Below are 11,751 nucleotides of genomic sequence, written 5' to 3' on the forward strand. Positions count from 1 at the left end.
CGGCCGCCGCTCCCCCGTCAGTTCAGCGCCAGGACGGCGGCCACGGCCTCCCGCAGCACCGCCGACGGGTTCGGCACGGCCCCTTCGGAGCGCCAGGCGACGAAGCCGTCGGGACGGACCAGCACCGCGCCGTCCGCGGTGATCCCGTGCGCCCGGGCCCAGTCTGCGCCGTCCTCGGGGGTCAGTTCCGCGTCGGGGCCCTCGCCCACCCGGTACGCGTCGAGCGGTACGGACAGGTCGCCCGCGACCTTCGCCGCCGCGGTGTGCCAGTCGCAGGCGCTGTCCGCGGAGCTCAGCAGCACGCACGACCGCTCGTACAGGTCGAGCGTGGAGATCCGGGTGCCGGCGCGGTCCAGCCACACGTGCGGGGCGCGGCTGCCGGGTTCACCGGTCAGCATCACCCCGTCGGGGATGACCGGCGTCGCCGGGTCGGTGCCCAGGACCGCGCCGCGCGGGTAGCGGTAGCACAGCGCCACGTTGAGGATGCCGCCCGGCTTCATCCCGGGACCGCCGGGACCGCCGGGGCCGCCGGCTCCGGGACCACCGGGACCGCCGGGACCACCGGGACCGCCGGGCGCGGGAGCGCCGAGGGCGGGGGCCCCGGGGGCGGGGTGTACCCGGGGTGGCTGTGTTCGCTCGACCGGGAGGAGGCGCGGGCGCTGGTCGCCTCCGCGACGGGCCGCCGTTCGGCGTCGTAGGACTCCAGCAGTCCGGGCGCGGCCCAGCCGCCGAGCACGGCGGCCAGCTTCCAGGCGAGGTTGTGGGCGTCCTGGATACCGGTGTTGGAGCCGAACGCCCCCGTGGGCGACATCTCGTGGGCCGAGTCGCCGGCCAGGAACACCCGGCCGTCGGCGTACCGCTCGGCGACCCGCTCGGCGGCGTGCCAGGCGGCCCGGCCGGTGATCTTCACGTCGAGGTCCGGCACGCCGACGGCCCCGCGGATGTGGGCGACGCACCGTTCGTCGGTGAACTCCTCGAGGGTCTCGCCGTGTTCGGGGTGCCAGGGGGCGTGGAACACCCACTGCTCCCGGTTGTCGACCGGCAGCAGGGCTCCGTCGGCGTCCGGGTTGGTCAGGTAGCAGACGATGAACCGCCGGTCCCCGACGACGCCGGCGAGGTCGCGGGAGGTGAACGTGAGGCTCACGTTGTGGAACAGGTCGCCCGGGCCCTTCTGCCCGATGCCCAGCGACTCGCGGACGGGGCTGCGCGGGCCGTCGGCGGCGACGAGGTAGTCCGCCCGGATCCTGGTGTGCTCACCGGTCTCCCGGCTCTTGACCAGCGCCGTCACCCCCTCGGCGTCCTGCTCGAAGGACATCATCTCCGTCCCGAAGCGCAGGTCCCCGCCGAGCTCGCGGGCCCCCTCGAGGAGCACCGGCTCCAGGTCGTTCTGGCTGCACAGGCACCACCCGCTGGGGCTGAAGCGGGCGATCCCGCCGCCGGGGTCGATCTCCTGGAGCAGCCACTCCCCCTCGTCGCCCACCAGGCTCGGGGTCTGCAGGATGCCGTGGTTGTCCGCGAGGACCGACGCGGCCCGGCCGATGCGCTGCTCGAGGCCGGCCGTCCGGAACAGCTCCATGGTGCGCACGTTGTTCCCCCGGCCGCGCGGATGGATCGAGGTGCCCGCGTGGCGTTCGACGAGCGTGTGCGGCACGCCGAGGCGCCCCAGGAACAGGGACATGGACAGGCCCACCAGAGAGCCGCCGACGATGAGGACCGGCGTGCGGTGGTCCGCCCGGCCGGCCGTATCCGATCGATTCATTGAAACGCCTCCAGCGTCGCCCTCGACGGGCTGTGGAAAGGGACGCACTTTTCATGCCCGGTGCGGGCCGGTTCGCGTCGGGGCGGCACCCGTATGACACGGGGTTCACCCACCTGCCCCGTGTCGCTCGCGCACTCCGGAAAGTCCCGTCAACGATCGACTCATGGCGACCCCGGCCCTTCGGACACGGCGGTCGTTCCTGACCTTCCGAAGAAGAGGAGAGGTGCGCCGGATGACCATGTCGGCACGTATATCGCAGTCGGCGTTCGACGGCTCGAGGCTGCGGGTGATCCTGCTGCTCGACCTGCACGAGGGCGCCCAGGAGCAGTTCCTCGAGGCGTACGAGCACATGCGCAACAAGGTCGCGTCCGTACCCGGTCACATCAGTGACCAACTGTGCCAGTCGATCGAGAACCCCTCGCAGTGGCTGATCACCAGCGAGTGGGAGAGCGCCCTGCCGTTCCTCGCGTGGGTGAACAGCGAGGAGCACATCCAGATCGTCAGGCCGATGCACAGCTGCGTCCGGGACACCCGGTCGATGCGCTACAGCGTCCTGCACGAGACCCACCCGGAACGGCCGCTCACCCCCGAGGCCGCGGAGGCGGGCCTCCAGAAGGTGGCCCGCGTGGGCGCCAGTGTGACCCGCCACGCCCTCACCTTCACCGTCAAGCCGGGATCCGAGTCCAAGGTCGTGGACATCCTGGCCAACTACGACGCCCCCGAGACGCGGATCAACGACATCACGCGATTGCACCGCACCTCGCTCTTCATGCACGGCAACCGCGTCGTGCGGGCCGTGGAGGTGGAGGGCGACCTGCTGGCCACGCTGTGCCACGTGGCCGGCCAGCCCGAGGTCCAGGCGGTGGAGGAGGCCATCAACCCCCATCTGGAGCAGGACCGGGACCTGTCCGACTACGACTCCGCGCGAGTGTTCTTCACCCGGGCGGCGCTCCCGGCCATGCAGCACGTGATGGCAGGCCGCCCGGAACCCGCCGGCCTGCGGCGGCACATGCTGTACTACCCGGCCCTGGCGGGCCGGGGCCTGGAGCTGGCCCGGTTCCTCGCCCGGCAGGACGAGGCCGCGGCGAACGACCCGGACTCCCCGGTGTACGCGAGCACCGTCTTCCAGCGCGACGACGTCGTGACCCGCATGATCGACGTCACCGGCGAGCTCGATCGCGACCCCGCCGCCGCCCTCGGCATCAAGGGCCCGGGCAAGGCGGCCGAGCTGGAGCGTCTCCTGGACGGCGCCGCCATCGGCGTCGAGGGCTCCCTGGACTCGGAGCGCACCCTGCACCGGCTCCTGGCGCACGCCGACATGATGCCCGTCACCGACCGCATCTCGGCGGATTCCTGACGGCCGACCGTGGTGACGTCCGCGGCCGTGTCCGCCCGGACGTCACCGCTCCCATCCGGAGGTATCAACCATGTCCAAACAGCATCCACGCATCGTGGACCTGAGCGAGACGGAACCCAACCGAAGGCGCGGAGGTGACCTCAGGACCCTGCTCACGCCGGCCACCGTGGGATCCACCAGCGGTTTCATGGGCCTGGCCATCATCCAGCCCGGCGAGCGCATCGGCGAGCACTACCACCCGTACTCCGAGGAGTTCGTGTACGTCGTCAGCGGTGCGCTCGAGGTGGACCTGGACGGCGAGCCGTTCGCGCTCCGGTCCGACCAGGGGCTGATGATCCCGGTCGACATGCGGCACCGCTTCCGCAACGTCGGCGACCAGGAGGCCCGCATGGTCTTCCACCTGGGTCCGCTCGCCCCGCATCCGAGCCTCGGTCACGTCGACACGGAGGAGAACGAAGAAGCGGCGTCCGGGCCGCAGTTGACGGTCGGCGGACCGGAGCACGGCCGGCCGTCCGAGCCCAGTGGGGCCATAAAATGACCCGGCGAGTGGCCGTCACCGGTACGGGTGTGGTCGCTCCCGGCGGCATCGGTGCGCCGGCCTTCTGGGACCTCCTCGCGGCCGGCCGTACCGCGACGCGCGGCATCTCCCTGTTCGATCCGGCGGGACTGCGCTCGCGCATAGCCGCCGAGTGCGACTTCGACCCCTACGAGCACGGCCTGGACGTGGACCTGTGCCAGCACGCGGACCGGTACGTCCAGTTCGCCGTGGTCGCCGCCCGGGAGGCCGTCCGCGAGGCCGGGCTCGACGTCGAGGCCCGGGACCCGTGGCGCACCGCCGTCTCCCTGGGCAGCGCGGTCGGCGGCACCACCCGTCTGGAGCACGACTACGTCCTGGTCAGCGAGCACGGCAAGCGCTGGGACGTGGACCACCGGGCGGCCGAGCCGAAGCTCCACCTGGCGTTCCAGCCGAGCACGCTCGCCTCGGTCGTCGCCGAGCAGTTCGGCGCCCGGGGCCCGGTGCAGACGGTCTCCACCGGCTGCACCTCCGGGCTCGACGCGGTCGGCTACGCCTTCCACACCATCGCCGAGGGCCGGGCCGACGTCTGCATAGCGGGGGCGTCGGACTCGCCGATCTCACCGATCACGATGGCGTGCTTCGACGCCATCAAGGCGACCTCGTCCAACAACGACGACCCCGAGCACGCCTCCCGGCCGTTCGACGCCCGCCGCGACGGCTTCGTGATGGGCGAGGGCGCGGCGGTGCTCGTCCTGGAGGAGTACGAGCACGCCCGGGCCCGCGGCGCGGAGATCCTCTGCGAGATCGGCGGCTACGCCACCTACGGCAACGCCTACCACATGACCGGTCTGACCAGTGAGGGACTGGAGATGGCCCGGGCGATCGACACCACGCTCGACCAGGCCCGGATCGATCCCACGCTGATCGACTACGTCAACGCGCACGGCTCCGGCACCCGGCAGAACGACCGGCACGAGACGGCCGCGGTGAAGCGGTCCCTGGGCGCGCACGCCTACGACACGCCCATGAGCTCCATCAAGTCGATGGTGGGGCACTCGCTGGGCGCGATCGGCGCCATCGAGGTGGTCGCCTGCGTCCTCGCGCTGCGGCACCAGGTCGTGCCGCCGACGGCGAACTACGAGACCCCCGACCCGGAGTGCGACCTGGACTACGTGCCGCGCACCGCCCGCCCGCGGAAGCTGAACAACGTGCTCTCCGTCGGCAGCGGTTTCGGCGGTTTCCAGTCCGCGGTGCTGCTGACCGGGCCGGGCGGGAGGACACGATGAGCAATCAGCGCTCCCCGGGCGCGGCCGTCACCGGCATGGGTGTGATCGCGCCCAACGGACTGCGGACCGACGCCTACTGGAAGTCCGTCAGCGAAGGCGTCCCCGTACTGGACCGGATCACCCGCGAGGGCTGCGACCACCTGCCGCTCCGCGTCGCGGGCGAGGTCCGGGGATTCGACGCGGCGGCCCTCGTCGAGGAGAGGTTCCTGGTCCAGACCGACCGGTTCAGCCACTTCGCGATGGCCGCGGCCGCCCTCGCCCTCGACGACGCGGGCCTCGGCGGCGGTGATCCTTCGGAGCCGTTCTCCGTCGGCGTGGTGACCGCCGCCGGTTCGGGCGGCGGCGAGTTCGGCCAGCGCGAGCTGCAGAAGCTGTGGGGACAGGGCTCGAAGTTCGTCGGCCCGTACCAGTCCATCGCCTGGTTCTACGCGGCGAGCACCGGCCAGATCTCCATCCGCGGCGGCTTCAAGGGGCCGTGCGGGGTGGTGGCGAGCGACGAGGCCGGCGGTCTCGACTCCCTCGCGCACGCGGCCCGCGCGGTGCGGCGCGGCACCGGCACGATGGTCGTGGGCGCCGCGGAGGCGCCCCTCGCCCCGTACTCGATGGTGTGCCAGCTCGGCTACCCCGAGCTCAGCACCGTCGACGACCCCGAGCGCGCCTACCGCCCGTTCACCTCGCAGGCCTGCGGTTTCGTGCCCGCCGAGGGCGGCGCCCTGCTCGTCGTCGAGGACGAGGACCGGGCCCGGGAGCGCGGGGTGCAGGTCCGGGCCACCGTGGCCGGGCACGCCGCCACCTTCACCGGGGCCTCCCGCTGGGAGGAGTCCCGGGAGGGCCTCGCCCGCGCGATCCGCGGCGCCCTCGACGAGGCGGGCTGCGCCCCGGAGGAGGTCGACGTCGTGTTCGCGGACGCCCTGGGCGTCCCGGAGGCGGACCGCGCCGAGGCGCTGGCGATCGCCGACGCCCTGGGCGCGCACGGCACCCGGGTGCCCGTCACCGCGCCCAAGACCGGCATCGGGCGCGCCCACTGCGCGGCGCCCGTGCTGGACACGGTGGCCGCCGTGCTCGCCATGGAACACGGTCAGGTGCCGCCCACGCCCAACGTGTCCGACGTCTGCCACGACCTCGACCTGGTGACGTCGCGCGCTCGCCCCGCCGAGCTGCGCACCGCCCTCGTCCTCAGCCGAGGACTGATGGGCTCCAACGCGGCGCTGGTCGTGCGCCGCGGTGGCCAATCCGCCCGGTAGGACGGGCAGGGAAGGAGCAGTCCCCATGATCACCACCGAAGTGACCTTCGACGAACTGGCCGCCCTGATGAAGAAGGCGGCCGGCATCACCGTCGACCCCCAGGAGCTCAAGCAGTCCGCGCAGTCCCCCTTCGACTCCTTCGGACTCGACTCGCTCGGCCTGCTCGGCATCGTCGGCGAGCTGGAGAACCGGTACGGCCGGTCGCTTCCCCCGACTCGGAGCGCTGCAGGACGCCCCGGGAGTTCCTGGACCTCGTCAACAGCACCCTCACGGCTGGAGCCTGAAAGTGGCCGGACACACCGAGAACAGCATCACCATCGACGCTCCCTTCGACCTCGTCTGGGAGATGACCAACGACCTCGAGAACTGGCCGAACCTGTTCAGCGAGTACGCCTCGGTCGAGGTGCTCTCCCGCGAGGGCGACACCACGACGTTCCGGCTGACCATGCACCCCGACGAGAACGGGAAGGTGTGGAGCTGGGTCTCGGAGCGCACCCCGGACCGCCGGGCGCGGACCGTCCGCGCCCGCCGCGTCGAGACGGGTCCCTTCGCCCACATGGACATCCTGTGGGAGTACGCGGAGCTGCCGGGCGGCGTCCAGATGCGCTGGGTCCAGGACTTCGCGATGAAGCCCGACGCCCCGGTCGACGACGCGTGGATGACGGACAACATCAACCGCAACTCCCGTACGCAGATGGCCCTCATCCGGGACCGGATCGAGCAGGCCGCCCGCGAGCGCGAGGGCGCGTCCGTCGCGTCCTCCCGCTGAGCGCCGGACCAGAGGAAGGACGCACCCGATGCACCACGCCCTCATCGTCGCCCGGATGAAGCCCGGTTCGGCTCCGAAGATCGCCGAGGTGTTCGCCGCCTCCGACCGCGGTGAACTCCCCCACCTGATCGGCGTCAGCCGGCGCAGCCTCTTCCAGTTCGGCGACGACGTGTACCTGCACCTCATCGAGGCCGAGCAGGACCCGGCGCCCGCCATCGCGAAGGTGGCCTCGCACCCCGAGTTCCGCGGCATCAGCCAGCGGCTGGAGGCGTACGTCAGCGCGTACGACCCCGCCACCTGGCGCAGCCCGAAGGACGCCATGGCGCAGTGCTTCTACCGCTGGGAGCGCGGCGCCGGCTCCTGAGCGCCGGCTCGGTGAACCGACCCCGAGGCCGCCGGTCCCGCGTCTGACGCGGAGCCGGCGGCCTCGGGGTCGGGTCGCGCGGGCGGTTCAGCCGGGGACGGTGCACTCGAAGGCGTGGAGATAGGCGTTGACCGGCTGGACCTCGTGGATCTCCAGGCCCGCGTCGGTCAGGCGGTCGGTCATGCTCTGCCGGGTGTGCTTCGCACCGCCGACGTTGAGGAGCAGCAGCAGGTCCATGGCGGTGGTGAACCGCATCGACGGGGTGTCGTCCACCAGGTTCTCGATGACGACGACCCGGGCCCCGGGCCGCGCCGCCCGGCGGACGTTGGCCAGGGCCCTGCGGGTGCTGTCGTCGTCCCACTCCAGGACGTTCTTGATGACGTACACGTCCGCCCGGACGGGAATGGACTCACGGCAGTCCCCGGCCACGACCTCGGCGCGGTCGGCGAGCGCACCGCCCTCGCACAGCCGCGGATCGGCGTTCTCGACGACGCCCGGCAGGTCGAGCAGGGTGCCGTGGAGGTGGGGGTGCTTCTCCAGGAGGCTGGCCAGGACGTGCCCCTGGCCGCCCCCGATGTCCACCACCGAGGAGGCGTCGCCGAGGTCGAGCAGCCGGGCGACGTCGCGCGCCGACTGCTCGCTGGACGTCGTCATGGCCCGGTTGAACACGTGCGCGGACTCGGGGGCCGCCTCGTTGAGGTACTCGAAGAACTCCCGCTCGTACACGTCCTCGAAGACGCTGCGGCCGGAGCGCACGGCCTCGTCGAGCAGCGGCCAGACGTTCCAGGTCCACGGCTCGGTGCACCACAGGGCGATGTACCGCAGGCTGTGCGGGTCGTCCTCGCGCAGCAGCCGGGACGTCTCGGTGTGCTCGAACGTGTCGTCGGGGTTCTCGGCGAAGACACCCTGGCAGGCCAGCGCGCGCAGCAGCCGCCGCAGGGTGTGCGGCTGGGTCTTCACCGCCGCCGCCAGGTCGTCCACGGTCATGGGGGTGTCGCCCAGCGCGTCCGCCACGCCCAGGCGGACGGCCGCGCGTACGGCGGCGGCGCACGCCGCCCCGAAGACGAGCTCCCGCAGCCGCATGGGCGGCGGGGGAGCCGGATCAACGGTCGTCATCCGTTGCCTCGCTTCTGCTGTCGTGCGGTCTGTGGGGGGCGGGCCGGTCAGCACATTCCGGCGGGTTCGGAGAGCGTGCAGGTGTTGCGGCTGAACGTGTTGGTCCCGGTGGTGTCCCGGTCGACCAGGTCGGCCGGGCCGTTGCCCGTCACCAGGTTGTCGCGGACCGCGTTGCGCTCGCCGGGGACGCCGACCAGGCTCTTGAAGAGCACGATGCCGCCGGACAGCGGGGACGTGCCCTTGTTGCCCTGGACCAGGTTCCAGGCCACCAGCGTCTCCTCGGCGCCGGTGAGGACGATGCCCGAGCCCTGCAGGAAGGGCAGCCGCGGCGTCTTGGGGCAGTACTTGTTGTTGGCGTGGATGTGGTTGCGCGTCACGCTCAGGTCGCCGGTCCGCGGCTCGGTCTCGTCGCCCACCACGAACACGGCGGCGCAGTTGCCGGTGGCCTCGTTGCGGTCGACGGTCAGGTTCCGCAGCCGCCGCACGGTGACGCCGACCCGGTTGCCGGCCGTCCGGTTGTACCGGATCACCGTCTTCCCGGCGTCCCGGGCGCCTTCCTCGGTGTCGACGGTGTTGGCCACGAACAGTCCGGCGTCGCCGTTCTTCTCGACCACGTTGTGGCTGAGCACGCTGCGGACGGAGCGTTCCTCGGCGATGCCCCACTGGCCGTTCTTCTCGGCGGTCACCTGCTGGACCTTCAGCCGGTCGGTCCCGGTGGCCCACAGCCCGTTCTTCCGGAAGCCCCGCAGCGTCAGCGCGCTCACGGTGACGCGCTCGACGGGCTTCTTGTCGGTGCCGGTCACGCAGATGCCGTTGCCCGCCTCGGCGCAGGCGCCCTTGGCGGAGTCCGGGCCGGGCACCAGGACGGTGCGGTGGGCGCCGTGGCCGCGCAGGGTCAGCCTCGGCACGGTGATGTCGACGCTCTCCTTGTAGGTGCCGGGCGAGAGGAGGACGGTGTCCCCCGGCTCCGCGGCGTCCACGGCTTTCTGGATCGATTCCCCGGGCTGCACGCGGTGCACGGTCGGGGTGTCGGCCGGAGGGGCGGCGCCCAGTCCCGCGGCCACGGCGGCGGCGCACGCGAGGTACGCGATGTGTCGTCTGGTCATGTGCCGAAGCTATGAGCGGGGATTGCGCCCCGCCACCGGTGATCACCCAGGTGGGCAGGGGCACGGGGGCGCGGGGTGGTGGCCGTCGCGCGGGGGCGGAGCGCGTCCGCGTCGGGGCGGGCGGGGTGGCACGGCACCGTCCGCCGGCCGGACCGGCCGGCGGACACCGTGATCGCACCGTGACGGCATCCACGGATGCTCGATCCTGCTCGGAAGTGCCTCCTATCGAGCACATATTGACATGCATGCGCCGAACCCGCAGAGTCATGCCCCGACAGTCCCCGCAGTCCCGACAGTGCACCGGCAGTGATGCAAGCCACCCCATCGAGGAGTGTTGCCGTCATGTCCGAAAACCCCGCTGTCTCCCGCCGGCTGCTCCTGGGCGGAGCCGTCGCCACCGGCGCCCTCGCGGCCGGGATGACCGCCGCCCCGGCCGCGTCGGCCGCGTCCGGGCAGGCGCCCCGCCGCAGACCCGGGCAGAAGCCGATGACCGGCGTGCCGTTCGACGTCCACAGAACCGTCCGCGTCGGCGTGATCGGCCTGGGCAACCGGGGCGGTGGCATGGTCACGGGCTGGGCGGCCGTGCCCGGCTGCACCGTGACCGCCGTCTGCGACATCCGCGCCGACCGGGCGAGACGCGCCGCCGACCGGCTGGCGGGCAAGGGCGAGCCGCGCCCCGCCGAGTACGGCGGCTCCGCCGACTCCTACGTCCGGATGCTCGAGCGCGACGACATCGACCTGGTGTACGTCGCCACTCCGTGGGAGTTCCACCACGAGCACGGCAGGGCGGCGCTGCTGAGCGGCCGGCACGCCGTGGTGGAGCTCCCCGTCGCGACCGAACTGCGCGAGCTGTGGGACCTCGTCGACACCTCCGAGCGCACCCGCAGGCACCTGCTCCTCGCGGAGAACTGCAGCTACGGCCGCAACGAACTGGCCATGCTCAGGATGGCGCACGCCGGTCTGTTCGGAGACATCACCGACGGCCACGGCGGCTATCTGCACGACCTGCGCGAACTGCTCTTCTCCGACACCTACTACACCGACTCCTGGCGGCGGCTGTGGCACACCCGCAGCACCGCCTCCCTCTACCCCATGCACGGGCTGGCCCCGATCGCGGCGGCCATGGACGTCAACCGCGGCGACCGGATGACCACGCTGCGCGCCACCGCGACCGCCCCGAGGGGACTGGCCGACTACCGCGAGCGCTTCGTCCCCCGGGACCACCCGTCCTGGAAGGAGACGTACGTCAACGGTGACCTGATCACCTGTCTGATCGAGACGGAGAAGGGGCGGGTCATCCGGGCCGAGCACGACGTGAGTTCGCCCCGGCCGTACAGCCGGATCAACACCCTCGCCGGCAGCCGCGGGATCGTCGAGGACTACGCGGGGCCCGCCCCGACCGGTGCGCGCGTCTACCTCGAACCGGACCACGGCGGCCACGCGTGGCGCGACTTCGACGCCTACCGCAAGGAGTTCGACCACTGGCTGTGGCGGAAGGTCGGCGACGACGCCGCCAACAACGGCGGCCACGGCGGCATGGACTACGTCCTGCAGTGGCGCACGGTCCAGCTGATGCGCGCCGGGCTGGTGCCCGACATCGACGTCTACGACTCGGCGGCCTGGTGCGCGGCGATCCCGCTGAGCGCGGCGTCCCTGGCCAGGAAGGGCCGCCCGGTCGAGGTCCCCGACTTCACCCGGGGCGCCTGGGCCGACGCGCGGCGGCCCGGACTCGACTCGCGCCCCACCGGGATGCCGCCCGTCGGCTGAACGTGGCCGGGAGCCCCCGGGCCGCCGTCGCCCGGACCTCGCGGGCACGGGACCGCCGGGTCCCGGCGGCTGCCCGGCCACCGGTCCGCCCGCTCGGGAACCGGGGACCGGCCGGGGCCGGTGTCCGTCCCCGCGGCCCGGCCCGGCGCACCCGCGTGCCGGGCCGGGCCGGTGGCGTCAACGGTTCATGGCCGCCCAGAACTCCTCGAAGGACATCCGGCCGTCACCGTCGGTGTCGAGCGCGTCTATCAGCTCCCGGGCCTGCGACGCGGTGATCTCGGAGCCCTCCAGCTCGGCCACGGCCTCCCGGTACTCGTCCGCGGTGACCAGGCCGTCCCCGTCCACGTCGTAGCGCTCGAAGACCTTGCGCGCCGCCGCCTCGATGATGTCCGCCATGTGCTCCGTCCTTCTGTGATCTTCGCTGACGGGGCCACACTATCCGCCCGGTCCGCGGCGACGCGGTCA

10 protein-coding genes and 2 pseudogenes are annotated in these 11,751 nt (G+C 72.5%); 8 read left to right on the forward strand and 4 right to left on the reverse strand.

Translation table 11 applies throughout. The features are described from left to right. Positions 1-17: 17 nt before the first annotated feature. Positions 18-1,759, reverse strand: a pseudogene (locus GL259_RS05895) (FAD-dependent monooxygenase). 232 nt (positions 1,760-1,991) lie between these two features. Between GL259_RS05895 and GL259_RS05900 the strand changes: the two are divergent. The 7 genes and pseudogenes from GL259_RS05900 (at position 1,992) to GL259_RS05930 (ending at position 7,297) form a co-directional block, all read left to right on the forward strand. Next, positions 1,992-3,116 carry a SchA/CurD-like domain-containing protein gene (locus GL259_RS05900; protein ID WP_159529842.1) on the forward strand — a complete coding sequence of 375 codons (1,125 nt, stop codon included), beginning with the start codon at positions 1,992-1,994 and terminating at the stop codon, positions 3,114-3,116. Positions 3,117-3,186: 70 nt separating this feature from the next. Then, positions 3,187-3,654, forward strand: coding sequence for a cupin domain-containing protein (locus tag GL259_RS05905; protein WP_159529844.1), 468 nt, complete (start codon positions 3,187-3,189; stop codon positions 3,652-3,654). After that, a complete protein-coding gene (locus tag GL259_RS05910; protein ID WP_159529846.1) occupies positions 3,651-4,919 on the forward strand; it encodes a beta-ketoacyl-[acyl-carrier-protein] synthase family protein in 1,269 nt (422 codons plus the stop codon). Before GL259_RS05905 ends, GL259_RS05910 begins: the two co-directional genes overlap by 4 nt. Continuing rightward, entirely contained in the window at positions 4,916-6,163 is a 1,248-nt protein-coding gene (locus tag GL259_RS05915) for a ketosynthase chain-length factor (RefSeq protein ID WP_159529848.1), read from the forward strand. The genes GL259_RS05910 and GL259_RS05915 overlap by 4 nt, the downstream gene beginning before the upstream one ends. A 25-nt stretch (positions 6,164-6,188) precedes the next feature. Beyond that, positions 6,189-6,448, forward strand: a pseudogene (locus tag GL259_RS05920) (acyl carrier protein). 2 nt (positions 6,449-6,450) lie between these two features. Next, entirely contained in the window at positions 6,451-6,933 is a 483-nt protein-coding gene (locus GL259_RS05925; RefSeq protein ID WP_159529850.1) for an SRPBCC family protein, read from the forward strand. A gap of 28 nt (positions 6,934-6,961) precedes the next feature. Beyond that, entirely contained in the window at positions 6,962-7,297 is a 336-nt protein-coding gene (locus GL259_RS05930) for a TcmI family type II polyketide cyclase (RefSeq protein WP_159529852.1), read from the forward strand. A gap of 87 nt (positions 7,298-7,384) precedes the next feature. Here the strand turns inward: GL259_RS05930 and GL259_RS05935 are convergent, their stop codons facing one another. Further along, positions 7,385-8,413 carry a methyltransferase gene (locus GL259_RS05935; RefSeq protein WP_159529854.1) on the reverse strand — a complete coding sequence of 343 codons (1,029 nt, stop codon included), beginning with the start codon at positions 8,411-8,413 and terminating at the stop codon, positions 7,385-7,387. A 47-nt stretch (positions 8,414-8,460) separates the two neighbouring features. Then, positions 8,461-9,519 (reverse strand): right-handed parallel beta-helix repeat-containing protein, encoded by a 1,059-nt coding sequence (locus tag GL259_RS05940; protein ID WP_159529856.1) that lies wholly within the window; start codon positions 9,517-9,519, stop codon positions 8,461-8,463. Positions 9,520-9,861: 342 nt separating this feature from the next. Between GL259_RS05940 and GL259_RS05945 the strand changes: the two genes are divergently transcribed. Continuing rightward, positions 9,862-11,286, forward strand: a complete 1,425-nt coding sequence (locus GL259_RS05945; protein WP_159529858.1) for a Gfo/Idh/MocA family oxidoreductase — start codon at positions 9,862-9,864, stop codon at positions 11,284-11,286. 177 nt (positions 11,287-11,463) lie between these two features. On the opposite strand, the gene GL259_RS05950 is transcribed toward GL259_RS05945, so the two are convergent. Further along, positions 11,464-11,682: an EF-hand domain-containing protein gene (locus tag GL259_RS05950; RefSeq protein ID WP_159529860.1), complete on the reverse strand. Its 219-nt coding sequence runs from the start codon at positions 11,680-11,682 to the stop codon at positions 11,464-11,466. Positions 11,683-11,751 lie beyond the last annotated feature (69 nt).

This window comes from Streptomyces sp. Tu 3180 (assembly GCF_009852415.1).
GTDB lineage: Bacteria > Actinomycetota > Actinomycetes > Streptomycetales > Streptomycetaceae > Streptomyces.

What these genes read in the sequence shown, in the direction of transcription:
- GL259_RS05940 (WP_159529856.1), bottom strand. Translation starts at nt 9,519, where the DNA reads ATGACCAGACGACACATCGCGTACCTCGCGTGCGCCGCCGCCGTGGCC.
- GL259_RS05900 (WP_159529842.1), top strand. Translation starts at nt 1,992, where the DNA reads ATGACCATGTCGGCACGTATATCGCAGTCGGCGTTCGACGGCTCGAGG.
- GL259_RS05930 (WP_159529852.1), top strand. Translation starts at nt 6,962, where the DNA reads ATGCACCACGCCCTCATCGTCGCCCGGATGAAGCCCGGTTCGGCTCCG.
- GL259_RS05950 (WP_159529860.1), bottom strand. Translation starts at nt 11,682, where the DNA reads ATGGCGGACATCATCGAGGCGGCGGCGCGCAAGGTCTTCGAGCGCTAC.
- GL259_RS05935 (WP_159529854.1), bottom strand. Translation starts at nt 8,413, where the DNA reads ATGACGACCGTTGATCCGGCTCCCCCGCCGCCCATGCGGCTGCGGGAG.
- GL259_RS05910 (WP_159529846.1), top strand. Translation starts at nt 3,651, where the DNA reads ATGACCCGGCGAGTGGCCGTCACCGGTACGGGTGTGGTCGCTCCCGGC.
- GL259_RS05905 (WP_159529844.1), top strand. Translation starts at nt 3,187, where the DNA reads ATGTCCAAACAGCATCCACGCATCGTGGACCTGAGCGAGACGGAACCC.
- GL259_RS05945 (WP_159529858.1), top strand. Translation starts at nt 9,862, where the DNA reads ATGTCCGAAAACCCCGCTGTCTCCCGCCGGCTGCTCCTGGGCGGAGCC.
- GL259_RS05915 (WP_159529848.1), top strand. Translation starts at nt 4,916, where the DNA reads ATGAGCAATCAGCGCTCCCCGGGCGCGGCCGTCACCGGCATGGGTGTG.